Origin of the sequence: Algoriphagus resistens (genome assembly GCF_001442615.1) — a bacterium.
Taxonomy (GTDB): Bacteria; Bacteroidota; Bacteroidia; order Cytophagales; family Cyclobacteriaceae; genus Algoriphagus; species Algoriphagus resistens.
In genome coordinates this window covers 95,666-120,785 of record NZ_LMXN01000017.1, presented here as the reverse complement: position 1 = coordinate 120,785, position 25,120 = coordinate 95,666, and the positions used below count along the sequence as shown (strand labels likewise).

Annotated in this window: 28 protein-coding genes; 13 read left to right on the top strand and 15 right to left on the bottom strand. The window is 41.2% G+C overall.

Annotated elements, in window-relative coordinates:
• Nucleotides 1–334 precede the first annotated feature (334 nt).
• Both AS141_RS23070 and AS141_RS23065 read left to right on the top strand, forming a co-directional pair.
• Nucleotides 335–1,600 carry a sulfite oxidase gene (locus AS141_RS23070; RefSeq protein WP_057940073.1) on the top strand — a complete coding sequence of 422 codons (1,266 nt, stop codon included), beginning with the start codon at nucleotides 335–337 and terminating at the stop codon, nucleotides 1,598–1,600.
• 5 nt (nucleotides 1,601–1,605) lie between these two features.
• Nucleotides 1,606–2,121 (top strand): hypothetical protein, encoded by a 516-nt coding sequence (locus tag AS141_RS23065; protein WP_057940072.1) that lies wholly within the window; start codon nucleotides 1,606–1,608, stop codon nucleotides 2,119–2,121.
• A gap of 84 nt (nucleotides 2,122–2,205) precedes the next feature.
• Here the strand turns inward: AS141_RS23065 and AS141_RS23060 are convergent, their stop codons facing one another.
• The 8 genes from AS141_RS23060 to AS141_RS23025 all read right to left on the bottom strand — a co-directional run bounded on the left by AS141_RS23060 (nucleotide 2,206) and on the right by AS141_RS23025 (nucleotide 7,358).
• Nucleotides 2,206–3,093 carry a zinc-dependent peptidase gene (locus tag AS141_RS23060; RefSeq protein WP_087149457.1) on the bottom strand — a complete coding sequence of 296 codons (888 nt, stop codon included), beginning with the start codon at nucleotides 3,091–3,093 and terminating at the stop codon, nucleotides 2,206–2,208.
• Between the two features lie 130 nt (nucleotides 3,094–3,223).
• Nucleotides 3,224–4,084 (bottom strand): HAEPLYID family protein, encoded by an 861-nt coding sequence (locus AS141_RS23055; RefSeq protein ID WP_057940071.1) that lies wholly within the window; start codon nucleotides 4,082–4,084, stop codon nucleotides 3,224–3,226.
• A gap of 80 nt (nucleotides 4,085–4,164) precedes the next feature.
• Nucleotides 4,165–4,551 carry a hypothetical protein gene (locus tag AS141_RS23050; protein WP_082632394.1) on the bottom strand — a complete coding sequence of 129 codons (387 nt, stop codon included), beginning with the start codon at nucleotides 4,549–4,551 and terminating at the stop codon, nucleotides 4,165–4,167.
• 161 nt (nucleotides 4,552–4,712) lie between these two features.
• Nucleotides 4,713–5,165, bottom strand: a complete 453-nt coding sequence (locus AS141_RS23045; RefSeq protein ID WP_057940070.1) for a DUF1569 domain-containing protein — start codon at nucleotides 5,163–5,165, stop codon at nucleotides 4,713–4,715.
• On the bottom strand, nucleotides 5,149–5,583 hold the full coding sequence (locus AS141_RS23040) for a VOC family protein (RefSeq protein WP_057940069.1): 435 nt from the start codon (nucleotides 5,581–5,583) through the stop codon (nucleotides 5,149–5,151). Before AS141_RS23040 ends, AS141_RS23045 begins: the two co-directional genes overlap by 17 nt.
• 40 nt (nucleotides 5,584–5,623) lie before the next feature.
• The gene (locus AS141_RS23035) at nucleotides 5,624–5,818 is read right to left on the bottom strand and encodes a hypothetical protein (RefSeq protein WP_057940068.1); all 195 of its coding nucleotides are present in this window, start codon (nucleotides 5,816–5,818) and stop codon (nucleotides 5,624–5,626) included.
• Nucleotides 5,815–6,177 carry a DUF4180 domain-containing protein gene (locus AS141_RS23030; protein WP_057940067.1) on the bottom strand — a complete coding sequence of 121 codons (363 nt, stop codon included), beginning with the start codon at nucleotides 6,175–6,177 and terminating at the stop codon, nucleotides 5,815–5,817. Before AS141_RS23030 ends, AS141_RS23035 begins: the two co-directional genes overlap by 4 nt.
• Before the next feature lie 452 nt (nucleotides 6,178–6,629).
• A complete protein-coding gene (locus tag AS141_RS23025) occupies nucleotides 6,630–7,358 on the bottom strand; it encodes an ankyrin repeat domain-containing protein (protein ID WP_057940066.1) in 729 nt (242 codons plus the stop codon).
• A 610-nt stretch (nucleotides 7,359–7,968) separates the two neighbouring features.
• Between AS141_RS23025 and AS141_RS23020 the strand changes: the two genes are divergently transcribed.
• On the top strand, nucleotides 7,969–8,337 hold the full coding sequence (locus AS141_RS23020) for a single-stranded DNA-binding protein (RefSeq protein ID WP_057940065.1): 369 nt from the start codon (nucleotides 7,969–7,971) through the stop codon (nucleotides 8,335–8,337).
• Nucleotides 8,338–8,565: 228 nt separating this feature from the next.
• Here the strand turns inward: AS141_RS23020 and AS141_RS23015 are convergent, their stop codons facing one another.
• From AS141_RS23015 to AS141_RS23005, 4 genes are all read right to left on the bottom strand, one after another.
• Nucleotides 8,566–10,551 carry a M1 family metallopeptidase gene (locus tag AS141_RS23015; protein WP_057940064.1) on the bottom strand — a complete coding sequence of 662 codons (1,986 nt, stop codon included), beginning with the start codon at nucleotides 10,549–10,551 and terminating at the stop codon, nucleotides 8,566–8,568.
• Nucleotides 10,552–10,738: 187 nt separating this feature from the next.
• Nucleotides 10,739–12,925 carry an acylase gene (locus AS141_RS23010; protein WP_057940063.1) on the bottom strand — a complete coding sequence of 729 codons (2,187 nt, stop codon included), beginning with the start codon at nucleotides 12,923–12,925 and terminating at the stop codon, nucleotides 10,739–10,741.
• Between the two features lie 211 nt (nucleotides 12,926–13,136).
• Nucleotides 13,137–13,385, bottom strand: a complete 249-nt coding sequence (locus AS141_RS27480) for a transposase (RefSeq protein ID WP_157243556.1) — start codon at nucleotides 13,383–13,385, stop codon at nucleotides 13,137–13,139.
• 57 nt (nucleotides 13,386–13,442) lie between these two features.
• Nucleotides 13,443–14,333 carry an aldo/keto reductase gene (locus AS141_RS23005; protein WP_057940062.1) on the bottom strand — a complete coding sequence of 297 codons (891 nt, stop codon included), beginning with the start codon at nucleotides 14,331–14,333 and terminating at the stop codon, nucleotides 13,443–13,445.
• A gap of 133 nt (nucleotides 14,334–14,466) precedes the next feature.
• Between AS141_RS23005 and pfkA the strand changes: the two genes are divergently transcribed.
• The gene (gene pfkA / locus AS141_RS23000; RefSeq protein ID WP_057940061.1) at nucleotides 14,467–15,441 is read left to right on the top strand and encodes a 6-phosphofructokinase; all 975 of its coding nucleotides are present in this window, start codon (nucleotides 14,467–14,469) and stop codon (nucleotides 15,439–15,441) included.
• Nucleotide 15,442: 1 nt separating this feature from the next.
• Nucleotides 15,443–15,778 (top strand): hypothetical protein, encoded by a 336-nt coding sequence (locus tag AS141_RS22995; RefSeq protein WP_057940060.1) that lies wholly within the window; start codon nucleotides 15,443–15,445, stop codon nucleotides 15,776–15,778.
• Here the strand turns inward: AS141_RS22995 and miaA are convergent.
• Nucleotides 15,766–16,674, bottom strand: a complete 909-nt coding sequence (gene miaA, locus AS141_RS22990; protein WP_057940059.1) for a tRNA (adenosine(37)-N6)-dimethylallyltransferase MiaA — start codon at nucleotides 16,672–16,674, stop codon at nucleotides 15,766–15,768. The two genes, AS141_RS22995 and miaA, sit on opposite strands and share 13 nt — an antisense overlap.
• 46 nt (nucleotides 16,675–16,720) lie before the next feature.
• Here miaA and AS141_RS22985 point away from each other — a divergent pair, with 46 nt between their 5' ends.
• From AS141_RS22985 to AS141_RS22965, 5 genes are read left to right on the top strand one after another with little or no spacing between them, the layout of a single operon-like run.
• On the top strand, nucleotides 16,721–17,473 hold the full coding sequence (locus AS141_RS22985; RefSeq protein WP_057940058.1) for a response regulator: 753 nt from the start codon (nucleotides 16,721–16,723) through the stop codon (nucleotides 17,471–17,473).
• Entirely contained in the window at nucleotides 17,470–17,847 is a 378-nt protein-coding gene (locus tag AS141_RS22980; RefSeq protein ID WP_057940057.1) for a response regulator, read from the top strand. Before AS141_RS22985 ends, AS141_RS22980 begins: the two co-directional genes overlap by 4 nt.
• A gap of 1 nt (nucleotide 17,848) precedes the next feature.
• Nucleotides 17,849–18,127, top strand: a complete 279-nt coding sequence (locus AS141_RS22975; protein ID WP_057940056.1) for a hypothetical protein — start codon at nucleotides 17,849–17,851, stop codon at nucleotides 18,125–18,127.
• On the top strand, nucleotides 18,124–18,888 hold the full coding sequence (locus AS141_RS22970; protein ID WP_057940055.1) for an MBL fold metallo-hydrolase: 765 nt from the start codon (nucleotides 18,124–18,126) through the stop codon (nucleotides 18,886–18,888). Before AS141_RS22975 ends, AS141_RS22970 begins: the two co-directional genes overlap by 4 nt.
• A complete protein-coding gene (locus tag AS141_RS22965) occupies nucleotides 18,888–20,468 on the top strand; it encodes an NFACT RNA binding domain-containing protein (protein ID WP_057940054.1) in 1,581 nt (526 codons plus the stop codon). Before AS141_RS22970 ends, AS141_RS22965 begins: the two co-directional genes overlap by 1 nt.
• A gap of 368 nt (nucleotides 20,469–20,836) precedes the next feature.
• On the opposite strand, the gene pyk is transcribed toward AS141_RS22965, so the two are convergent.
• Entirely contained in the window at nucleotides 20,837–22,261 is a 1,425-nt protein-coding gene (gene pyk / locus AS141_RS22960; RefSeq protein ID WP_057940053.1) for a pyruvate kinase, read from the bottom strand.
• 7 nt (nucleotides 22,262–22,268) lie between these two features.
• Nucleotides 22,269–22,697 carry an IPExxxVDY family protein gene (locus AS141_RS22955; RefSeq protein ID WP_057940052.1) on the bottom strand — a complete coding sequence of 143 codons (429 nt, stop codon included), beginning with the start codon at nucleotides 22,695–22,697 and terminating at the stop codon, nucleotides 22,269–22,271.
• A 152-nt stretch (nucleotides 22,698–22,849) separates the two neighbouring features.
• On the opposite strand from AS141_RS22955, the gene AS141_RS22950 reads away from it, so the two are divergent.
• Genes AS141_RS22950 through rnc form a run of 3 tightly spaced genes read left to right on the top strand, consistent with a single transcriptional unit; the run spans nucleotide 22,850 to nucleotide 25,105 of the window.
• Nucleotides 22,850–23,086 carry an acyl carrier protein gene (locus tag AS141_RS22950; RefSeq protein ID WP_057940051.1) on the top strand — a complete coding sequence of 79 codons (237 nt, stop codon included), beginning with the start codon at nucleotides 22,850–22,852 and terminating at the stop codon, nucleotides 23,084–23,086.
• Nucleotides 23,087–23,105: 19 nt separating this feature from the next.
• A complete protein-coding gene (gene fabF, locus AS141_RS22945; protein ID WP_057940050.1) occupies nucleotides 23,106–24,356 on the top strand; it encodes a beta-ketoacyl-ACP synthase II in 1,251 nt (416 codons plus the stop codon).
• An 8-nt stretch (nucleotides 24,357–24,364) separates the two neighbouring features.
• Nucleotides 24,365–25,105, top strand: a complete 741-nt coding sequence (rnc, locus tag AS141_RS22940) for a ribonuclease III (protein WP_057940049.1) — start codon at nucleotides 24,365–24,367, stop codon at nucleotides 25,103–25,105.
• The last annotated feature ends 15 nt before the right edge of the window (nucleotides 25,106–25,120 follow it).

Here is a 25,120-nt window from a genome sequence, read left to right as displayed (position 1 = left end):
CTGCAGTAGGATTCTCTAGAAAAGAGAGTTCCCCTTTTACAGGTATCAAATTTCTATGCCATTAAAAAAAGCTCCAAATCCACTAATTTCGCCAATAAAACCTATCTCAAGCATTTCAATCGGACATTTTTGTTCGCTGGTGGGCAAAATCTATAAAGTAATATCTAGAAACCAGAAGTTTTTGATGCAAACGTGTACCGAGTTTATATTGGCTATGCAATTAATTATAGCTTATGCTTAATACCACTTAAAGAATTGTCCGGCACAGCATGCCATAATAAGTCCATAAGATTTTTAATTTTACCAATTAGGCACTTTCTCTCCCCTCTTACATATGACTAAATCCGAAATAAACAGCCCAAAGGATACACAAAACACGCTAAAGGATAGGCGCTCTTTTCTTAAAAAAAGTACTTTGGCAACACTATCAAGCTTACTTGGTGCTGATATCATCCATGCTGCCACTATGCCAAAGGACTATATCCCTGTTATGCTCCAGGCAGATTTTGATCCTATGAAAGGGAAAAGTGATGGGATGATCATCCGTAATGAAAAGCCCTGGAACGTAGAGCCTGCACCTCATTTATTGAATGATCCGATAACGCCTTTTGCCAGCATTTTCATCCGCAACAATGGGTTGATTCCTGAGGATGTGGATGCTGCCAACTGGACACTTACCATAGGCGGAGAATCTGTGGTAAAGGAGAAAACCTACACACTGGAAGAGCTCAAAAAGAAATTCAAATCCTACACGTATCAACTGACTTTAGAATGCGGTGGAAATGGACGTGCGGGTTTTTACCCCCCAGCATCAGGAAATCAATGGGAGGAAGGCGCTATTTACTGTTCGGAATGGACGGGGGTAAGACTGAAAGATGTGTTGGCTGATGTGGGCATCAAATCCGACGCGGTTTATATTGGCTACTATGGCAAGGATAAGCACCTGAATGGAGATCCTTCGAAGGTCGTAATCTCCCGGGGTGTTCCCCTTTCGAAAGCCATGCAGGATGAGAGCTTGCTTGCCTGGAAGCTCAATGGTGAGGATATTCCTCTAGCTCATGGCTATCCCCTTAGATTGGTTTGCGGAGGCTGGCCAGCTTCAGTTTCCGGTAAGTGGTTGCACAAGCTAGTCGTGAGAAATCAGGTCCATGATGGCGAGAAAATGATGGGGGATGCTTACCGGGTCCCAAAATACCCTGTAACCCCAGGTGAAAAAGTACCGGATGAGGATATGAAAATCATTGAATCCATGCCTGTGAAATCGATCATTACTTACCCTAAATCAGGAGCGATGTTTGGCACTTCCAAAAAATTGACCGTGCAGGGGCATGCCTGGGCCGGAGAGCATGAAGTGCGAGAGATGCAGGTGACAACAGATTTTGGCGCCACCTGGAGAAAATGCAGCTTGAAAAAACCCGTAAATAGACTGGCATGGCAGCAGTGGTCTATTGATTTGAATTTCCCTCAGCCAGGATATTATGAGATCTGGGCAAAAGCTACCGATGACCAAGGAATCTCCCAGCCCATGGTAATTCCTGGTTGGAATCCGAAAGGATATTTAAACAATGCCTGTCATAGAATTGCTGTAAAAGTAAGTTAACGGTCATGAAAAATAATCCTGAATCTAGACCTCAATCCTCGAACTCAAATAAAGACAGACTCTTCAGCGGTCTGATGAAGTCTGTTGTGGGAATAGTGGTGATCTTGTTCCTTGTACTGGGATTGATTGTTTTCTTACTTTTCAAACCTGATCTGTCCAGCTTTGAAAGCCCAGCAACCAAAATACCTAAAACAGAATTATCAGAAGACACGCTAGAATCCTCGAATGAAATAGTTGATGGAAAAGACATTGAGACTGGGTTGATAGCAGGGAAAGGGCTTGAGTTGGTCAAGGCAAACTGCACCAATTGCCATTCTAGTGCATTGATTCTTCAAAATCGTTTCACCCGTGAAGGATGGCACTCCAAGATCGTTTGGATGCAGCAAACACAGGGATTATGGGAATTAGGCGAAAGCGAATCTGTTATTTTGGATTATTTGGCAGAAAACTATGCACCGCAACCACCTCAGGGAAGAAGGATTCCGCTTAGTGGTATCGAATGGTATGAGTTGAAGGATTAGAGATTTAAGATTGATTTTTTGAATTTCTCCATTAAAGATTTCCTGTCAGGTACTGCACAATCATAATCACGACCATCAAAGGTTTTAATCATGCACCATACAACAATCTTTAAACTTTCTCCCACTTCCACAGGGACAGGGGTCATTTCTCCCTATTGTTCGCATTAGCTTAGTATCCCCTACCTTAGTATTGGCCAGATCAGTTTGGAATATTGAAGAAAGTACTGCGTATAATTCAGGGTGTTTTTGCTTGAATAATCGCGGCCGTTCAAAAAAATATTCACTCACAACAGCCAGAAACTCCTGCTTATTTGTAGCACCGTAAATAGAAATGTCACTTTTTCCTTCAAGCATTTTCTTCGTATTCTCACTGATCAAATGCAGCCATGGCAATATGGTCTGATTTTTCATAATCGTATGGGGAATCCCATCGATCTCTCCATCCTGCTTGTCAAATAAATGCACAAACTCATGAATACCCACATTCATTTTGTCGGTGGCATTATCAAAACCCCGATGCAAAGCAGGCTTAGAAAAGATCACCACATGATTCATCACTCCTCCACTTCCCACCATACCTGAGATATTCCGGCCCGGCTCGTTGAAATCGTACTTTTCGGTGAACAAATCAGGATAAAGCAGCACTTCATGCAAACTACTGTACTCCCACTCTGGAAAAGCAAAAACAGGGATAACTGCACTGCTGGCGACCAAAAGCCGATCTTCATCATCCACGTTGGTTTTAATTCCAGTAATTCTCACTCGCTTCAGAAATCGTAGAATATCAGCTTCAAAAACAGCTTGATCTTCTTTAGTAAGAGAAGCATAGAAATTCACTTCTCTTAGCAAAAAAAGTCTCCAATCCTCCGGAAATACTTCGGGCACATCAAACCCGCTTTTTATTCCTCTGGGGCGAAAAAGTAAATAAAGAACCAAAACAATGAATAATCCGACTATTATTTTGATGGTCACGAGTTAGTTGTTTCAAAGACAAGAAAAGGGAAGGAATGCGTAGTGTGCCCAGCTATTTCCCTGAAATAAAACTACTGAATACTATCAATTCCTTCCCTATTAAGATTATAATTTTTGGATATCCGAAACGCTATTTATCCCCATGTTTAGGTTCGTAAATCAATCTCAAAAACGAACTTAGCCCTTCATTTTGCCTGCTTACCGGAATACCTGCCACAATTCCTATCAGCAAGCTATCTGTGACTTCTACACGCATCTGAGGCCTCATTGTCATATCAAAACCAACACTGTCAAGCGTCTTATTAAATTCAATCCCAATGAAATTTCTTGTTCCTGAAATCATGTAGTGAGAACTCGTATTAATGTCATAAACTGTGTGAAATTTCTTAGTGCCATAGCTTTGCTCAATCCTTGGTCCTGTGTAAATCAATGAATGAAAATTACTTCCCCAACGCTTAGCAACTACCAAAAAGGGGTTGTAAACATTGCCTTTTATCAAAGGCTGGCCAAAATTTCTGAAATCGGATAGCTCAAACTCATTAATGTAGCCTATCGCCATAGAGGTCGCTATTTTTTCATTGACGAAAAAAGACCATTGGGTTGCAAGTTTGATACTGTTCAGGCTGTTTGAAGGAATGGAATCCTTTGGAGTTCCGTTGATTCCCGAATAAATTGTAAAAGGAAGCTCAACTTCAAAACCTAAGCGGTTAATCGGAGCCCATTCATATTCTATAAGTGCCTCATATGAGTCAAATCTCTGGTTGTCGGTCATACCAAGACCTAAGTTCCACTCCTTTTCGCCTTTTCTTGCCCCAAGGTCCCTTATCAGGTCAATATAGAGTGGTTCAGCATGCAAAACCTTGTCAGGTTGCTTGCGATTTTCTGTTTGATCGATATATAGACTGTCTTTTTCAGTCTTGGTGGTTTGCGCAATTGCACAGGTTGAAGATGCCAAGGCAACGCCTAGCACCACTTTTTTTTTGATGTTCATTTTTGATTTGTTCTTTATGCACTACAAAATTGTCCCAGTGCCAATCAAGGCATTGGGAATAATCAATTCATATAAACAAATCAAATCTTGGGTGGAGGAATATCGAGTTTTTGAAAGCCAGTTGTCAAATAAGCGCTATAGTCAGGAAAATACACTTTTCCAGCTTCAATGAATGAATGTTCAATAACGCTATCAGCAATGAGCTGAACGATTATGTCTATACCCGCCGTTGTCTTTTTGTTATTCCCCTCCGTATCAGGATCATCGTACTCTTGGAAGACATCTTCATAGCCTAATATCTGCTCAACAACAACCTCGATGATACTTTCCTGGTCATTGATTAATAAATTTTCCGGAATATGTGCGGGGTGCGGGTCTGCCATATCAGCACTTATATTAAGCAAATAAAGCCCCATCACTCCCCAAAGGATTTTGGTATATACGCTATTTCTTATTTGCTTAATCACAGCTTAAAACTAACGCTATTTTGCAAGCTGGCATTAAAGTCGTCTCCAATAAAATACCGATGTATAATGACAATTTAGCTATTCAGGCCCTTATTGATTGCAAAATAGCGGTTTAGATGAATCTTAAACCGCTATTTTTTAATTGTTTCAGCCCCCCCTATTCAAACGCCAAATTGTCTTAAATGATGGTCGGTGTGTTTGTGCACAAAAATGCCAATTTGTTCTTTGGTCATTTTACCTAAAAAATCATGGACAAATTCCGGGTTGTTATAATTTTCATATTTACCTAACAAAGAAACCCATTTAGACTTTTCCTCTTCCAAGTCACCATTTATCACTTTTACTTTGAACTGCTCAGAAGTAGGGATGTTTTTATCCAATAGTCTTTCACCTTTTAACATTCTTTTCAATGCTATTTTCCCAAAAATCTTCCCTAAAAACTCCTGTTTATACACAAAATCACCTTCACCTAAAATCCAGCGGTTCCAATACGTGTTGTGTTTGGTCATTTGGAAGACGTTCATTTCCCCCCAAAGTGGGGTATTGTCCTTTTTTAAGGAATGAATCCGATGCATCAATTCTTCCCTTGTCTCTCTTTCAAACACGGTCTTCATTGTCAAAATTGGCTATGGGTTGCAACGAAAAATAGTTTCCGGAATCATCCTTAAAGAGCGCTTCAGTTCCATAAAATTCCTTCTTCGGCGGCTTGATAAATTCCACTCCTTTGGATTTCAGCTCTTCATATGTGGCATAAATATCGGTACAGGTGAGAACACCACAGCCGAACACTCCTTTTTTGATTAGGTCAATTAAGGTTTCAGCGGTTTCTTTGGGAAACATTTTACTCACCTTCACTGGAAAAAGGACTAGCTGCAAATCGGGTTGTTCCGGTGGGGAAACTGTCAGCCATCTTGTGTCTGGCCCCATAGGGATATCATCCACTACCTTAAAGCCTAGTTTATTCACATAAAAATCATAGGCCCTGTCTTGGTCAATCACGTGGATGTTCGTGATGGTCATTTTTGTAATCATGATAGCATATATTTTAAACTATTAAACTCAAGGCAAATATCTAAAATGCTTTAGCTATCAGTTTCTTCAAAATTGCTATTCTCAAGCCAGCCATTCTGTAGGCGCAGCTTGGAACAAAGGCTAGCGGTTCTTTCTTGAATTTTCCTTTGGTTTTCTTATTCTCTGCATCATAGACCAACGGGAAAATGCTCCGCTGTCTCTGAAAAAAAGCCCCTGATGGAGGTTCTGGGGTCACGTCAATGAAAGAATTGTTAGTGCGGCTGTCATTGAATCAACGAAGTTTACCTGTCTGCCTTTGTTACTTTCATAAATGAAGTCACTTAAACTTTTGCTCTTGTATTTAGAAAAGTCACCTACTATGGCCAAGCGAACTCGATAGGTTGAGAATTTTTGAAGTATTTCACCTGCAATTCCGGTTTTCAGTTCAAAAAAATCGGAGGTGATATTCTTTTGATAAATTATAATCTTGTCAAAACCCTGATAGTAAATATTCCCCAATAAATCCAATCCATCTTCGGCTTTGTTGATGATGATATCCTCCGAAGTCACTTCTACAATTTTAGTGTCGTTTATCGTGTGTATTTTAATATTCATTAGTTGTTTTTTTTACAATTCTTTCTTTGATGGATCGTTTGTTTTCCATCTAAAAATAATAAAACCCTAAAATTTAAATTACTTCATTTTCATTTTGGAGAACAAAGCCCTAGCTGTTCGCCTGGTTGGCATTTAAAGTTTTTAAGCAGTTCTTCCCCGTTATTACTATTCCCTGAATGTTTTAAGCACACTAAGGAGACTACTTTATTTTTTAAGAAGAACAACTCTCTTACCCCTGTTGATCCGGTTGAAAAAAGCCTTTCCAATATCTTTAGAATTGAATTTATCGTCCAAGTCAACTTCTCATTTTTAAACTATATATACAGTTTATTATTCTATGAGGGGTATTTAGCACTAAATCACTAGGAAGTACCACTTTTACACTTCTCCTTTTCTAGGTAAATGCTTTTGATTGCAATGCTTGCAGTAATGTTTTCGTCCGAAGAGGATTTTTATTCGGGCAAATAGTCTCCTAATAGACTCCAATCCATGCCATTTCCCCAGCCCTGTCCATGATCGCTTGTATTTTTGATTTTATGTGCATTGCTGACATTGTACTTATCATAACTTAACAACGACAAAATTGCCCCGGGTCGTAAGTGTTCACTTGCCCAACTTAAAGGGGAGTTCCCATAGGCATCTTTGGCAGTTTTGTCAGCACCATTTTCTATTAGGTATGAAATTGTTTTTTCGTCAGCATAAGCAGCAGCTCTATGTAAGGGTGTTTCCCCCTTTGTCCTTACATCTCGCATAAATGCTCCCGTTTCTAATCCAGCAACTGTTTTGGCATTTACATTGGCTCCCTTGTCTATGAGAAGTTTTACCACGTAAAAATAGTAGGGTCGTCCGGCTTTAGCTAGTGCATTATGAAGTGGTGTCTCATTTGTATTGTCCACATAAGAATTCACCTCTGCTCCATTGTTGATTAGGAAGTCGCATATTTTCCAATGTCCAAAAAATGCCGCGTTTCCCAACTCGTCATTTAGATTTATACTGTCGAGATTTCCGCCTGCTTTTAAAACTGCCTTTAAACCAGTTAAATCATTATAGTACACAAGCCACTGTAATGGCTTTATTTGTCCCTTTAGCAATATTTCCTTCCAACTAGGATCATTCATCAAGTCAAGAATGTAGTCAGTTCTTCCGCGGCTAATGCGTTCAATATTTTTATTCGTTTCCATATCAGTTAAAGGTCTAATTTTATTTCCGCACAACGTTAAGTACCGGTGTTCGGACAGAGCTTAAAACCTGCTTCATATCCCCAAGGGCATCCTAAATTTAACTATGCAAAATTTCAAAACCATCTATAATCCGCTTGGCGTAAGCCTTTTGTAGCTGAAATATCTACTTTTTCCATGACATTTTTCTTCCCAAGTTTGCCACGCCTGTTCAATTGTATCTGCGTACTAATTCTTTATTCGAGAACATAATAACCCTAGCTTTCCACGAAGAAACAGGGAAGACCTTTTGAAGCACGGAGTAAAAACCAACATCTTTAGTTCCTCCTACTTGTATGCCTTTTCTTTAATTTTATGACACAAAATTTTTGTGAAGCTTCAAATCCCTTGATTATATCCAGACCATGAACAAGGTTCATTTTTCAATTTGACCAAATTTTCGAAAGTCGCCTTATAGGTATAACAAACCCACATTATCCGACAACAAACGAATACTATCGAATACAAACGACTAGCTACCGACTCTGTGCGGGCCGATCCTGCAACTTTGGATCATAAGTTTTTCCTCTGGCGAAAACGACAAACAAATTATCTAATCAAAACAACAAACATCATGAATGCGCTAAGAAACAAAGTACAGCTAATCGGTCACCTGGGAGCGAAAGTAGAATTGAAAACCCTGGAAAGTGGCAAGATCGTAGGTAGCGTTAATATCGCGACTAACGAATCCTACAAAAACCAAAAAGGTGAGCGTGTCACCGAAACAACCTGGCACAGACTCGTCATTTGGGGTAAGAATGCAGAGCTACTTGAAAAGTATACCGACAAAGGATCTGAAGTAGCCGTCGAAGGTAAAATCTCGAACCGTGACTACAGTGACAAGGACGGAGTCAAGCGATACATCACTGAGGTGGTGGTGAATAACTTCCTATTCCTGGGTGAAAAAACCGAAAAAGTAAGCGAAGCCGATCTTCCTTTTTAATACAACTGACTTCATTACTGAAAGGCTGGAATCTACAAAGTTCCAGCCTTTTTCTATGGATAGTCGACAAAAAAGAAGTTGTTGAATAAAACTTCCCGATGCTCAAATAAACCAGGCCAAGCTTCTGAGGAAGCAGGATACGTTAAATTGTGCATTCAGTAAAAACTTCTGTGAATGTCAGTGGCTAATAAAAAACGAAGCTCTTTCAAGCTTCGTTTTTTATTCTGTTTATCTTGGCCAAACATTATCTGCTGTATCCTTATCAGGAAAGCGACCATGTGGATCCAACGTGATTTTTTTAATTTCCCGATCTCCGAAGTCCAAAACTGCCTCAAATGTACGGCTTCCATCAAACCAAACCGTTACAGGCCAAGTCACTTCAGCAGTAGTCCCATCTATCATAGTTGCATTTGGTATTTTCTTGATCGCAGAACCCTTCTCTTCGAATTCCACTTTCAAAACGACTGGTGCTGGCATTTGCCCAGCTTGATGTACTGTAACTGTTGTTTTGTCATTTGAAGTAGTCACATTCTGAATAGAGCCCTCCACAGATTCTGTGGTAAATAACCAGTAATACCAGAACCACTCCAGATTTTGTCCTAATTCATTATTCATGAAAAACATGTAATCCCAAGGTGACGGGTGTTTGAACGCCCAAGCATCGGTATATTTTTTCATCGCATTGATCACAGCCTCATCCCCTACTATTCCACCGAGCATAGAAAGCATCAGTGGGGTTTTGGCATAAGTCTGAAATCCATACATCATGCCCGCATCGTTGGCACTCCACATCATCGGTGCTTCATCTTCCAAACCGCTGATTCGCCCGTAGCTTTGTCCCAGGCCATCCAAATTATAGTCAACTCCCTTGCTGTCTGCCGCAGATAGGATATTCATGTATTGGTTAAAACCCTCATCCATCCAGCCGTAGCGAGTTTCATTGGTTCCAACCATCATCGGCCACCACTGGTGCGCAGCCTCATGATCTGCCGCTCCTTGGTTGGAATTGATCACCATAGGATATTCCATACCAGCACTCGGCCCATCTTGAAGGGTGAGTTGAGGAAAAGGATAAGGTGCCCAAAGTTTAGAATAGAACTCCAACGCATGTCGGGTATTCTCCACTGCATTCTCGAAGTATTTAGCCCGTTCAGGAATAAAAACCATATAAATTGGTACGGGGCCTTTTCCCGGAATAGTAGCCCGGCTTGCTTTCCAGATAAATCTATCCGAGGTAGCCCAGGCAAAATCGTTTACTTTATCTGCCACGAAGTGCCAAGTCAGCTTGTCTCCAGCTTTAGTTGCTTTACCCGGACCTTTCTCATCTTCTCCTACAAGTGTCACTTCTGCATCAGAGTCAAGGACTGTAGAAAGTCTTTCTATTACTGTTGGAGTCAAAACTTCAGTTGGATTTTGTAACACCCCTGTGCCGCTTACTATCCAACCAGCCGGAACTGTAAGAGACACATCAAAGCGTCCGAAATTATTGAAGAATTCTGCAGGACCTAAGTAGAGGCTGGTTTCCCATCCCCTCAGATCATCATACTTAGCCAATCTAGGAAACCACTGGGTAGGCTGAAATAAAGTACTGTCAAAACGCTGTGTCATTCTATGGCCTCTGCCATTGTCACCGCCTGGCAATTTGGTATGCCAATCAATCTCAACCTCCGCAATAGTACCTGCTTTGATTGGATTGACAAGTGTAATCGTCGCGACGGTACTATGCAAACCTCTTACCCGTAAAGCGGGAGGAGCATTTCTTCCTGCGGGAGCAGCGCTCAAATCCACAGATTCTCCGGCTACTTTGATGGCAGTCACGATCATTCCTTTTGTGTTTTCCGCAGGTACGGAAGTGCCGCGTGGCACATCTCCTCTGAAAATATTATGATCAAGCCGAAGGACGATCTCATTCAAATCCTCTTTGCTATTGTTATGCACAAGGATTTTCTCAGATCCAGTAATAGTCTGTGTGCTTGGATCCAAACTAGCTTTGATGGTAAAGTCTGTTTCCAGCTGCCAATAATTTTCGCCTGGTTTGCCGGAGAAATTCCTCGATCCTTCTTCAAAAGCCTTTCGGATTGAATTCGTCATCGGTACGTCTTGCCGGATTACTCGGGTTTCTGTTTCTAGTGAAGCTCGTTGAGGCTTGGTGTTTTCTTGCTGCGCAAAAGCTACAGAAGAGCCAAAAAACATGAAAAAGAATAGTTTTCTCATAAACTTAGGTGAGTTTTAGTATAATAGTTGGGAAACTTAAATAAATATCCAACAACATGATGAACATGAACGGGATATGAAATTGAATTGGCAATTATTTTACACTTTTTACTTCTTACAAATAAATCTCTCATCCTTTCCAATCCTCCACCGATATGTATGGGAATTGATCACTGAAGACTGAATACTACTCCCGCTTCCCCGGTACATAACGTTCTTCTGCCCTAGCTTCAACATCCTGCCGATAGAAAGCTACATCTTTGAACTTGCCATCTACGTAATCCTGAGTCTGGTCATAGAAATGTGGGGAATTCGGATCCGAACTTTGCCCGCCGGCGAGAATTGATTTTGCTTTTACTTTCTCTCCAAATTCCACTACTGCTACAAAACTATTTCCTCTGTAGCCATACAATCTCTTTGTTCCAGGATAGGTTTTCGCTCCAAAAGCTGCCAAAGCCCCCCAAGTTCCGGAAGCCAAACCGACCGGTGTGTATTTCTTTGAATCATCGAATGACATATCAATTTCTCCGGTCAACCGCTGGAATCTGTTTATTTCTGACCATGGCGTATTCCAAGTACCAAAATCAGCGGTCATCTCATCAAGTGTCTGGCTGAATGTCGCCAGAAGCTCGGTCGGTGATGGACTAGGCATACTGCTATCCTTATCAAGATTGAAGGAAATGAAATTATTGATATTTCCGTGATTCCTTATGAAATTCATTCCAAAAAAATGCGCCAGGGACATAGCAACTGATCCCTTTGAGGTTCGGTAATCCCAGGACTCCAGGACTTTGATAGGCTCAGTAAACCGGGGATCGGCTACCCCCCTCTTCTCATAAGCTCTCAACAGCATAGGGATCAACTTCTCAAAGGCAGGCAAGTAGGGATCATGGGCCAATTTTATCAAACTATCCAATGTCAGTCCAGAAGCTTCATTCAAGACTTTTACTGCGTGAATTCCCCGGTAGTTTTCCTGATCGGGAGCCATGTAAAATGGATAATCTCCCCTTTTTGGGCTAAACTGCCCCGCAGCAGTGAAAGGTGTAGAATTGCAGTTCTGAATCCACCCTGTTCTGGGATTTAAGATCATTATAGTTTCGTCCACGGTATGCAGACCTTGCCAATCCGACTGAGGATCTGCGCCATCCACAGGTTTTGAAAAGTCAAAACCTTCATTCCTCTTTGGGATAAAATTGCCGTGGAAATAGGCAATATTTCCTTCTGCATCAGCAAAAACTGTATTGTTGGAAGAATTAGTCCGGATTTCCATCATTTTCTTAAACTCAGCATGATTGCTCAGCTTTGTCCGGGTGAAGCTTTGGCTAAGCGCATTGACAGGGTCCCAGTTGATTTTTGTAGCCACCCATTTATCTTCGATTTTATGCGTGATCGGACCATGATGGGTTCTGTAAAAAGTGAATGGCTTCTCTTTCAATTCTGAACCTGCCTGGTATTTTAAAGAAACTTGAAACTCTTCTACCTCTCGGCTTTCATCACCATACTGATACACATATTTCCCATCTTTCTCAGATACCTCTTCGAGGAACTCATCTATGAAATCAACCTGGGTGGACGTATGCATCCATCCCGTTTTTTCATTGAAACCCTGATAGACAAAAAACTGCCCCCAGGTCACCGCGCCGTAAGCATTCAGCCCTTCTTCACTCACCACATGAACTTCCGGTCTGAAATAGAACGAAGTATGCGGATTGATCAATAGCATAGCATTCCCTGAGGCAGTCATTTCACCATTCAAAGCGATTCCATTAGACCCTTTTGGCTCCTCCAAAAGAAACTTACTTGCAAATTCATCCCTGTTGAAAGCCATGACATCCGACTCATTTCCCGAATAAAACGCCTGGATTTCCCGAATTGAAATCTGCTCGATATCACCACCGATAGATCCTTCACTGAAAAACATCGGCATCCAAGGCTCATAACGTGTGATCACTTGTGGTTTAACCTCCGGATGTGTTGCCAAATAGTAATTCACTCCATCAGCAAAAGCCATACATAGCTTCTTCAGCCAATCCGGTGCTGCTTCATAAGCAGCTTTTGCCTCAGCTTCTGTCATGTATAGATTAGCCCGAAGATCACTATAAATAGCCTCCTCCCCTTCCAACTCAGCCAATCTTCCAGTAGCCCAGATATAATTTCGCTCCACTCTTCTGAAATCATCCTCGCACTGTGCATACAGCAAACCAAAAACAGCGTCCGCATCGCTTTTGCCATAAATATGAGGAATCCCAAAATCATCCCGGATAATCTCAACCCGGCTGGCGGTATCCTCCCAGCGCTCAGATTCATTGAGTTCTTTGGGCTCACAGGACCAGATTAAAACCGGTAAAACAAAAAGCAACAGTCTAAATTTCATATTTGGGTGTTTCTAATGGCAGTATAAAATAACCACTTCCAAAATAGACTATTTATGGAGCTTTGACAACGGGAATTTTATAATGTGTCCATAAAGCCCCTTCATCGCTTTAGCGTGGATGGGATGCAAGGCACAGAGATTCTGATCTTGTGAAAGGATATATTGATGGATGGTCTCCAGTGAGCTTTCACCTATTGCACAAACAAAGAACTCATCGCCCCATAATGGATGACAGTATCGATATAACCGTTGTAACCTCCCCGGATGTTCTAAGCCTAATTGACGGATCCTTGTTTAACCTCCGGACCATTTGTGGTACAGCTAGGTAGGGAATGTACCGGATAAGAAAATGGATAGGGTTTTCATCTGGTTCCATTACTTCAATTTCAAAATCTGGATTTCCGGCTATGGATTGGAATAAAATCGGACATAAAACAAAGACGGGATGAGGCCTTGCCATTGGGCGAGTCTATGACCTCCGAAGCCCAACCCATCGGCCCTGCCGTGGATAGGTAATTCACCTATGCTGTGCGTATCGGTTCAACGGTATTTTAGCTGAGATTTCCCTGATGAGTCCATCCGAAATCATTTCCTGCTGCTGATAAGCAAAAATCAATTTTTCTACTTGCTTCTCCTTACTTGCCCCAATCACAAGAGAACCGACTGCCGGCTGCATCAATCCAAAGCGAAGCAAAAAAGCCTCGGGAAGCAAACCAGAATCTGAGATCAGCTCACGGATTTCTTTTACTTTAGAAGCTGAATATTCCAAAAACTCTTCCGCGGACTTATTGATCAAAAGGCCTTTTGCGTAGGCTCCTCGCACTAAAACCCTGGTATCAGATTCAGCGATCATAGGAAAAGCCATCTCCTCCGGCCTTCGATCCAACGGACTGTACTGCATCATAATAGTAGCGGGAGAACTCAACTCCAAAACCTTTCGGATCACATTGGGTCGAATGGAAGAAATGCCAAAAGCCCGGATTTTCCCTTGAGTTTTCAGTATTTCAAATGCTTCGAGTGCTTCCTGCCAAGGATCATCCAATGTCCCTCCGTGCAATTGATAAATGTCTATGTAGTCGGTTTGTAATCTCTTCAAACTCGATTCTACTGCTTTCAGAATATAGGATTTGCTAGGGTTCCAGTCCCATCCGCTGCCATCTTTTCTCCATTGATTCCCGACTTTGGTAGCTAGGATCACATCTTTTCTTTTATCATGGATTGCAGCTCCCACAATCTCTTCATTCAGGCCTTTTTGGTACAAATCTGCCGTGTCCAAAAAATCGATCCCTCCTGCAACAGCTGCATCAATGATCTTTTGATCTTCTTTCAAATTGCCTTGTAGCGACATACAGCCCAGCGCAATTGGATTTATCTCAAAATCTACAACAGGTAATTTTCTTTTTTCCATAGATACAAATTCAGATTTTTAGTGCTGGAATTCAAGTTCTTTTCCGCTCCAGTATTTATTAAAAGTTTAATAATTTAAGAAACTGAAAGCATTCCTTCTTAAATCCTTATTTTTGGCCATTAAACCTATGAACATGAAAAAAATAGCAGTTTTTACTTCTGGAGGAGATAGTCCTGGCATGAACGCATGTGTAAGAGCAGTAGTTCGTACCGCCATTTTTAAAGGATTAGAAGTATATGGAATCTATCGTGGATATGAGGGGATGATCGATGGTGACATCAAGCGTTTGCAGTCCCATTCGGTCAGTAATATAGTACAGCGCGGTGGTACGATCTTGAAATCAGCCCGGTCTATGGAATTCAAAACTCCTGAAGGAAGAAAGCAAGCGTATGACAATCTTATCGCACATGGCATTGAAGGATTGGTAGCAATAGGTGGAGATGGTACATTTACCGGAGCTAAGCTATTTTTTGAAGAATATGGCATTCCTACCATTGGCTGCCCGGGAACTATCGACAATGATCTATATGGCACTGATTACACTATTGGTTTTGACACCGCTGTAAATACGGCATTAGAGGCCATTGACAAAATCCGCGACACGGCTGCAGCTCACGATAGGATTTTCTTTATAGAAGTGATGGGAAGGGACGCAGGATTTATCGCAGTGGAATCAGGAATTGGCGGAGGGGCTGAATTCGTAATGGTGCCTGAGACCAAAACTAATTTAGATGATGTGGTAAAGTCCTTGAAGAACCTTAGAAAAAGCAAATCTTCAAGCATCATCGTAGTAGCCGAAGGTGACGATGCAGGAAATGCGCAGACTGTTATGGAAAAAGTGAAAATTAAGTTGAATGATCCTTCGAAAGACTTTAAAGTTACCACCTTGGGTCATATTCAGCGTGGAGGAAACCCCACCGCCCGTGACCGGGTTTTAGCAAGTCGCTGTGGAATGTCTGCCGTAGAAGGACTTCTTGCTGGCTATCAGTTTCATATGGTAGGAATTGTCAATCAGGATGTGATTTTCACTCCATTTGCAGACTGTATCGGCAAAACAAAGCATTTGATCGAAGATCATCTTAAATTAATGAAAATTTGCAGTATATAAGATGGGCTTTATACCTCTGTTTATCATGTTGGGAGGCGGATGCCTCCTATTTTTTCTCACTGTGAAAAATGCTTTGCAGCGAAAACTCAATCATCAAAAAGAACTGCTGTTCAAGCTGAATTCATTAAATCCCGCTTTGGGGATTTTGGTGGAAAACTCATCTGATCCTGACTTGCTTATTGCTGCGCTAAAAGAAAAGCAAACTGAAAAAAACATCACTGAAAAAGCATTGAAAATCATACGGGATCTAAAAGTCAACCGTATCCAATACAATGCATTGCTAAAAAAACCTCCTTACAATTGGGTGGGGAAAATAGCCCGATTTCATGCGATCTGATCTTCTAGATAAGCTAGAATTTCATCCTGATTTTCCGGAGAAAACCACCTGATCGCCTCGTCTTTTTTGAACCAAGTAACCTGTCGTTTGGCATAGCGGCGTGAATTCCTTTTGAGCAAACGAATAGCTTCTTCTTTATCGTACTTTCCTTCCAAAAACCCGAAGATCTCCGAGTATCCCACCGTCTGAAGCGCATTCAGATGTCTTTTATCATACAGGGCATCTGCCTCATCAAATAATCCTGCTGCTATCATCTGTTCCATTCTTAGATCTATTCTGGCATAAAGCTCTTCCCTATTTCGTTCCAATCCGATTTTGATCACTTCAAAAGGCCTCTCTTTCTTTGATTTCACACGAAAGGAACTGAACCTCTTACCCGAGCCTCTCCATATTTCCAAAGCCCGCATCAAACGCTGAGGGTTCTTTTGATCTACTGTTTTAAAGTATTCGGGATCGTTTGTGGCTATTTCTTCTTGTAAAAAAGTCAGTCCCTTTTCCTGGTATTCCTTAATTATTTCAGCCCGGATTTCAGGTGCAACCTCTGGCATTTCATCCAATCCATTTACTATGGCATCGGCAAACAACCCTGATCCCCCGGTCATAATCACCGTTTTATATTTTGAAAACAACGCATCAAGCAAGATCAATGCAGCACGCTCAAACTTGCGCACGTCATAATCCTGTTCTATTGACAGGCTATTTATAAAATGGTGCGGAACCAGCTTCAATTCATTTGAAGTGGGTTTTGCTGTGCCCAGATTCATCTCCCGATAAAATTGCCTGCTATCACAGGACACAATTTCAGTCTTAAATTTTTTGGCTAGATTTAGACATAAATCGGTCTTGCCGACTGCGGTGGGTCCCACCACAAGGATCAAATAGGATTGATTAGACAAAATAAGGTATCGATAAAGCTGAAAGTTAAAATTCCAAAGTATTCTAATGAAAAGCAAAAAGGTATTGATTGTTGATCACAATGATTTGAACAGGCGATTAATGGAAAACCTGGTCGGACAGCTGTACCGCTTTGAAGCAGTCAAAAATGGTGTGGAAGCAGTGGAGAGAGCATCACTGGAAAAGTTTGATTTGATCCTGATGGATATTCAAATGCCTGCCATGGACGGCATTACTGCATCAAAAATCATCAGACGTCAATCAGTATATCAATGCCCAATCATTGCCATCACTTCTTATTCAGCAGAATCAGCCAAAAAATGCTTTCTGGAAATGGGATTTGATGATTTAATCACAAAACCCATCCGCCCAAAAGAATTTCTGGATGTGATCACTGCAAATTTAGCTTCCAGTAAGGATAAGGACTCAAAACCTACGGAAGAAGAAGAAGAAAAGGAGATATTAGACAAAAAAGTACTTCATCAATTGCTGAAATACAATCCAATAGCTACTATTAAGTCACTATATATGGATCTCCTGGAAGAATTTGATCAATCGATCATTTATATTGATGCCGCGTTTCGAGAGAGAGACCCGCAAGTTCTCATTGAATACTTGCATGCCCTGAAAGGTAATTCGGGCTCGTTGGGCGCGAATGCTATTTTCAGATTATCTAGCGAAGCTGATGCAAAAGCACGGGTTCAAGACTGGAAATCTTTGGAAACAATACTAATAAAACTAAAAAATGAGCGTATAATATTTGAGAAATATCTCCAAGAAGAAACTACTTTTAGCCCATGAACAAGCCAAAAAAAATTCTTGTAGGTGAAGACAGTTCCATTATCATCAACCTGACCAAAAGCATTCTTTCATTTGACAATTACCAATTGAAAGCTGCCAGAAATGGGAAACAGGTTTTAGAAATGTTAGAGAAAGAGGAGTTTGACCTTATCCTAATGGATCTCAACATGCCTGTATTGGATGGAGCAACCTGCACCAAAATGATTCGTGAACTGAATGATTCTTCCAAATCAAAACTTCCGATAATTGCGATTAGCGGCAATATGCACAACTATACAATGGATGAATTCAGAAGGTTAGGTTTCGATGATTTTATCCAGAAACCACTTGATTACGACAAATTACTCGCCACCGTTAAGAAATTCTTGAGTTGAGATGGTAATAATGCACACCAAGCATTTTTTGGATAAACTCGAAAATCTATTCGCTTCATCAGAATACATGTTGCGCTACGAAAAAGGAAATTTCAAATCCGGCTACTGTGTGTTGAATGATGCCAAAATTGTTATCGTCAATAAGTATTTCCCACTGGAAGGAAAAATCAATGCGCTCATCGATATCCTGCTAGAACTGAACCTGGATCCTGCCGATTTCAAGGATAAAGCAAATCATGACTTCCTCACTGAACTGAGGCAAACCCAATTGAAATTTTGAAAGTAACCTTTTTAGGAACCGGCACTTCTCAAGGCGTTCCCGTGATCGGTTGCGCCTGCCAGGCATGCAACTCATTGGATTTTAGGGACAAGCGATTCAGAGCTTCGATTCATATCCAAATTGACGAACTGTCTCTGGTAATTGACACGGGACCCGATTTCAGAAGTCAGGTTCTCAGAGCAGGAATCACCAAACTCGATGCTGTCATCTATACCCACGAGCACAAGGATCACACAGCAGGTCTGGATGATATCAGGCCATTTAACTTTATGCAGCAAAAGGACATCCCAATCTTTGGCAGACCTCAGGTGTTGGAGCAGATTAAACGGGAATTCGCGTATATTTTCGCAGACAAAAGATATCCGGGTATTCCGATGGTAGAGACAATAGCAATCGATGAAATGCCCTTTAGTATTGCAGGAATCACCATTACTCCCATTCCGGTTATACACTACAAACTTCCTGTCATGGGTTTTCGTATTGGGGATTTCACCTACATCACGGATGCAAGTTTCATTCCTGAAGAATCATTCAAACTGATTGAGGGTACTGAAACATTGGTTCTAAATGCTTTGCAAAAAGAATCCCATATTTCGCACTTCACCTTGGGAGAAGCTGTAGAGATTGCAAGGCAAATCGGAGCAAAACAGACCTACTTCACGCACATTTCCCATAAACTTGGGGTACATAACGCCGTGGATCAGGAATTACCTGAAGGAATAGCTTTGGCCTATGACGGTCTTCAGCTAACTTTGGATTAATGCACCTGAATTATCATTTCCTGAAGTACCTCTGTCCTGAACTCGAAAAAGCTTTCGCAGGAAAGAAAATTATCTCCTGCTTTTCGCAGAACAAAGATGAATTGATTATCGAAACTGGAGATGGTGAAGAATCAAGATTTATCCGTGCTCATTTCCTACCCCCTCAGATTTACCTTTCTTTCCCTGAGAATTTTCAGAGAGCCAAAAGAAACAGTATAGACCTTTTTAAAGAATTAACCGGAGAGGAAATCACCGGGTGTGAGGTATTTAGTTTTGAGCGGGCTTTCTATTTTAGTCTTGTATCTGGGAAAACCCTCCTATTCAAATTACATGCAAACAGGAGCAACGTACTGCTGTATGGGCAAGACAGTAATTCTCCGCTGAGGCTATTCCGAAATAGTCTTACCGAAGACAGAGAGCTAGACTTAAATTCATTAAATAAAGACTATGATTTGAGTAGAAAATGCTTCGAAAAACTAGAAGGAAATGCTTCGAAATTTCTCCCTACGTTAGGAACTATTCCCAGAATCTGGTTAAAAGAAAAAGGTTATCCTGAAGCTGACCTGCAAACAAAGTGGGAATTGATGCAGGAACTGTTGGACATCCTGGAGACACCCCTCTTTTCGTTGGTCGAAAGAAGTGGGGAAATCCACTTAAGTCTTTTGCCAGAGGACAATCCTGTAAAACAATTCTCAAATCCCATACAAGCTGTGAACGAGCTTTTTTACCTAGCTCTTGTTCGGGGGAATTTTGAAAAAGATAAAAATACGCTGCTCAAAAAATACCAAGAGCAGCTCAAGCGTACCACTTCTTATATTCAAAAGTCGGCTCAAAAGCTGGAAGAACTCCGAAATTCTCCCCCACCCTCACAAGTAGCAGATGTGATTATGGCCAATCTCCACGAATTCCAAGGAGGAAAATTGCAGGCAGAGCTATTGAATTTTTATACCGGAGATATCGTAGAGGTCAAACTTAAGCCGAATCAAAAGCCCCAGGATCACGCCGCTTCTCTCTATAGAAAAAGCAAGAACAGAAAACTGGAATGGGAGCAGCTGGAAAAGACACTTGCAGCAAAAAAAAACCAAGCGTCCTCGCTTGTATCCAAAATAGAAGAATTGAATTCCATTGATGATTTCAGAGCTTTAAAAAACTACAAGAAATCCCATGGTGAGGACAAAGCTCTCCAAAAAGACGCGGTAATACTACCTTTCAAAACGTTTGAATTCGAGGGATTTCCAATTTGGGTAGGCAAGTCTGCCCAGGCAAATGATGAGATGCTTAGAGGCTACACCAAGAAAGATGATATCTGGCTGCACGCACGGAGGGTTCCTGGCTCTCATGTACTCATCAAGACCTCCGGCCTTAAAAGCATCCCAATGACTGTCTTAGAAACGGCCGCGTCACTTGCCGCTTTTTATTCCAAGAACAAAAATGAATCGCTAGCTCCAGTGATCCATACAGAAGCCAAATATGTAAGAAAAGTGAAAGGATCACCTGCAGGCTCCGTAATGGTGGAAAAAGAAAAAGTGCTGATGGTAGTTCCGCATGGACCGGAGGAGATTTTCGGCAAGGCAGATTAAGATAGTCAGTGGTAAGCGATCAGTCGCAGCCAACCAACTAAGACCTGCGAGCTACTGATCAACAGCACATCCACCGAATTCTATACTTCCCTTCATATTCTGCGAAATGATGAAACACCATAAAAAGAGTCTCGAATAAATCGAAGGCACTGAAAAACATCCCTAAAAAAATGGCTTATGAAGATAAAAATCCATAAGCCATTCTGCTTTGATTAGTGAGAAATCTTATTTAACCAGTTTGTTTATAAACGATTCTCAGAGAGTTAAATTTATATTTTCACACCAATTTGTTGGTGAAATTTATGCAAAGGACTTTTTCAGTGGCCTAAATAAACCCTGGACTCTCTTTTGGAGATTCAACCTAAGATTTACTCAACAATATGAACCTTCAACATGTTGGTTCTACCGTTTGATTTCAGCGGCATGCTCCCGGTGTTTATAATAATATCCCCTCCATTTACGTATCCATCTCCCTTGAGCGTATTTTCGATATCGGTAAAGGTAGCGTCAGTGGAAACTTGATTCTCATAGAAATAGGCTCTTACCCCCCACACCAGACTCATTTGAGTGATCAATGGCTTATTTCTCGTGAAGACAAAAATATTTGCAGAAGGTCTGTGTGAAGCAATTCTAAATCCAGTGAAACCGGAAGAAGTAATTCCTACGATGGCTTTGGCTTTCACATTTCTGGAAAGTCTGGATGCCATCAAAATTAAATTGTTGCTCAAGAAGGTATCATCATCCTCAGGGATTTTGTAGAGATTATGATAGATCTCAGCATTTTTTTCCAGATAGCTAATGATGCTGCTCATAGCTTTCACTGCATTCACAGGATATTTTCCCGAAGCGGTTTCTGCAGAAAGCATCACAGCGTCTGCTCCATCAAGTACTGCATTAGCCACATCGTTTGTCTCTGCACGGGTCGGCCGAGGATTCACGATCATACTTTCCATCATCTGGGTAGCGATGATCACCGGCTTACAGGCAAGCTTGCATTTCTCTACTATTCTTTTCTGCCAAAGCGGGACAATTTCCATAGGAACTTCCACTCCCAAGTCACCACGGGCAACCATAATTGCATCTGTCGCTTCGATAATTGCATCTATATTTTCCAGCGCTTCAGGCTTTTCGATTTTCGCTACGATCTTACAAACTTTGCCTTTTGCTTCAATCCTTTCTCTTAGGTCAATGATATCTTCTGCTGATCTAACAAATGAAAGTGCGATCCAGTCGACTTCCTGCTCCAGACCGAATGCCAAGTCTTCTATGTCTTTCTCTGTTAAAGAAGGGGCACTCACTTTGGTATTTGGTAGATTGATCCCTTTTCTGGACTTTAAAATTCCGCCATGGATTACTGTACAGTTAACATTTTTTCCATCCGTGTCGTTTACTCTCACTTCCAGATTTCCATCATCAATCAAAATCCTATCTCCGGAAACTACATCATTTGGAAGATTCTGATATACTGTGCTTACCAGGCTACTTGTGCCGATCACAGGATCATTGGTGATAGTAATCAAATCTCCAGGATTGATTTCTACTCCGTTGTTTTCCACTTCTCCAACACGGATTTTTGGCCCTTGAAGGTCTTGAAGAATTCCCAGATTAAGCCCTTCATCCTTATTAATCTGTCTGATAATTTTTGCTACATCAGCATGGATATCGTGTGTACCATGCGAAAAATTCAAACGAAACACATTTGCGCCGGCTGCCGCCAGGCTTTTGATAGTTTCATAGTTATTTGAAGCGGGGCCTATAGTTGCGAGAATCTTTGTTTTATTGAAATGGCTCATTAGGGGATTAATAAGTTAATAGGTTTTCTTTTGATTTAAGTTTGCTTACATCCAGCTTCATCACATTTTGTATGTACCGATTTTTTGCCAGCTGGTTGGCAAATGTATTAATACTTATCTGAAAGGTATCGTCTTGTACCAAAAGGAAATAATCCATTGATTTCAATTCAGGGATCAAATACGACACTTGATTTGTAGAATTTAAGGCCTTGTTTCTTAAAAGCTGAACAAATCCGTGCGGTAAAGAAAGGAAATATTGGGAGATTTTCAGGCTTGGAAGGGTCATAAATTCCAATAACAGATCCTCGGATTTAATGAGATCTAGGTCTAAATCCCTGTTGATCAGCCAGGCCATTTTATAGTCCTTTACGGGCGATACAAGCCCCAAAAGCTCGAAATCATATGTATGTTCTATCAGTAACTTGGCCTTCTTCATGCAGGGAAAAAATGAATCAAAACAAAGTTAGAAAATATAATTCAACTTCTATGGACAACAATTTGCATAAAAATTTACTTGGATCTTTTCTTTGTCAATTAGGCATTAAATATATTTCTTTGCGAAGTGTTATTAACTAAACTGATCACAAAATGTCTGAAATTGCACAAAAAGTAAAAGCCATCATCGTTGACAAACTTGGTGTAGAAGAGTCTGAAGTAACTTTGGAGGCGAGCTTTACCAATGACCTTGGTGCTGATTCTCTTGATACGGTAGAATTGATTATGGAATTCGAAAAGGAATTCAATATTTCTATTCCAGATGATCAGGCTGAGCAAATCGGTACTGTAGGACAAGCAGTTACCTACTTGGAAGCTAACGTAAAATAATAATTCCTAAATTCATTCTATGAATTTAAAAAGAGTTGTTGTAACAGGTATAGGTGCCCTCACACCAATAGGCAATACCGCAGAGGAATTCTGTCACGGTCTGGCTAATGGTGTGAGCGGTGCTGCGCCGATTACCAAATTCGATGCTTCCCTTTTCAAAACGCAATTTGCCTGCGAGGTCAAAAACCTGGATGTAGAGCAGTTTATTGATAGAAAAGAAGCTCGAAAAATGGATCCTTTCACTCAATATGCCATGATTTCAGTAGATGAAGCTATGGCGGATTCTGGGTTGGATCTTGAAAAAATCGATAAATCTAGAGCCGGAGTAATCTGGGGATCAGGAATTGGGGGGTTAAGAACTTTCCAGGATGAGGTGACAGCATTCTCTACAGGAGATGGTACGCCACGCTTCAATCCCTTCTTTATCCCAAAAATGATTGCTGACATAAGTTCCGGTTTCATATCAATTAAATATGGTTTTCGCGGTCCAAACTTTGTGACAGTTTCTGCTTGTGCCTCAGGAACCAATGCCCTAATCGATGCATTTACATACATCCGGATGGGGAAAGCTGATATTTTCATCAGCGGTGGTTCTGAAGCGGCGGTCACTGAAGCAGGAATTGGTGGATTTAATGCCATGAAAGCCCTTTCCCAGCGGAATGAATCCCCAGAAACTGCCTCTCGGCCTTTTGATAAAGACAGGGATGGATTTGTACTGGGTGAAGGCGCAGGAGCATTAATCCTGGAAGAGTATGAGCATGCAAAAGCGCGTGGAGCCAAGATCTACGCCGAACTCGTAGGCGGCGGTATGTCTGCTGATGCGCACCATATCACAGCTCCTCACCCAGAAGGGTTAGGTGCGAGCAGTGTAATGAAAATTGCATTGGATGATGCAAACTTGAAGCCTGAAGACATAGATTACATCAATGTGCACGGCACCTCTACCCCGCTGGGGGATGTAGGAGAGATCAAGGCCATTCAAAACGTTTTTGGCGAACATGCATACAAAATGAACATTAGCAGCACAAAGTCAATGACGGGCCATTTGCTAGGTGCTGCGGGAGCTGTCGAAGCTATTGCCTGCATTTATGCATTAAATAAGGGCATCATCCCTCCTACGATCAATCACTTTGAAGATGATGATGCGTTTGATCCAAGGCTAAATTTGACTTTCAACAAAGCGCAAGAGAAAGAAATAAATTATGCGTTGAGCAATACGTTTGGATTTGGTGGACATAACTGTTCGGTAATTTTCAAAAAATATAATTAATCTGAATTTTGAAATTATTTCAAAGACTCGGATTTAACAATCTCTTCATTAGTGAAAAAGACAAAAGGCTTGCTGCCTCCATCAGATTGATGACGGGGAGCAGGCCTTTTAATTTATCCCTATACAAACTCGCGCTCACCCCATCAGGTCTTGGAGAGGAAACTTCTCAAGGTTTCCGGCTTTCCAACGAACGCTTGGAATTCCTCGGGGATGCAATTTTGGGAGCCGTCATTGCCGAGTTCCTTTTCCAAAAATATCCCTTCCGGGATGAAGGCTTTCTCACCGAGACCCGATCCAAACTAGTCAATAGAGAAACACTCAACGACACAGGTATAAAAATCGGTTTGCGAAAAGCATTGGATATGGAAATTGGGGAGAGACATTTCACTGGGAATAAATCGCTCTACGGCGATATGCTGGAAGCTTTCCTTGGAGCCATTTACTTAGATAAGGGCTACCATTTTACTAAAAAATTCATCATTAAGCGGATTCTCCTTCACTTTGATGTAGAAAGCATGATAGCCACAACAACGAATTACAAAAGCAAGATCATCGAGTGGTCTCAAAGGGAAAATAAACCGGTGGAATTTGTAGTACTAGGCGTCACGGGAAATCAGCGGTTCAAGGAATTTAGAGTTGCTTTACAGATAGAAGGCAAAGAGGTAGCTCAAGGAAAAGGCAGTACCAAAAAGAAAGCAGAGCAAGAAGCTTCTAAAAATGCCTGTGAAATACTGACTATTGTCACCTAGCTGACTAATTTTAGG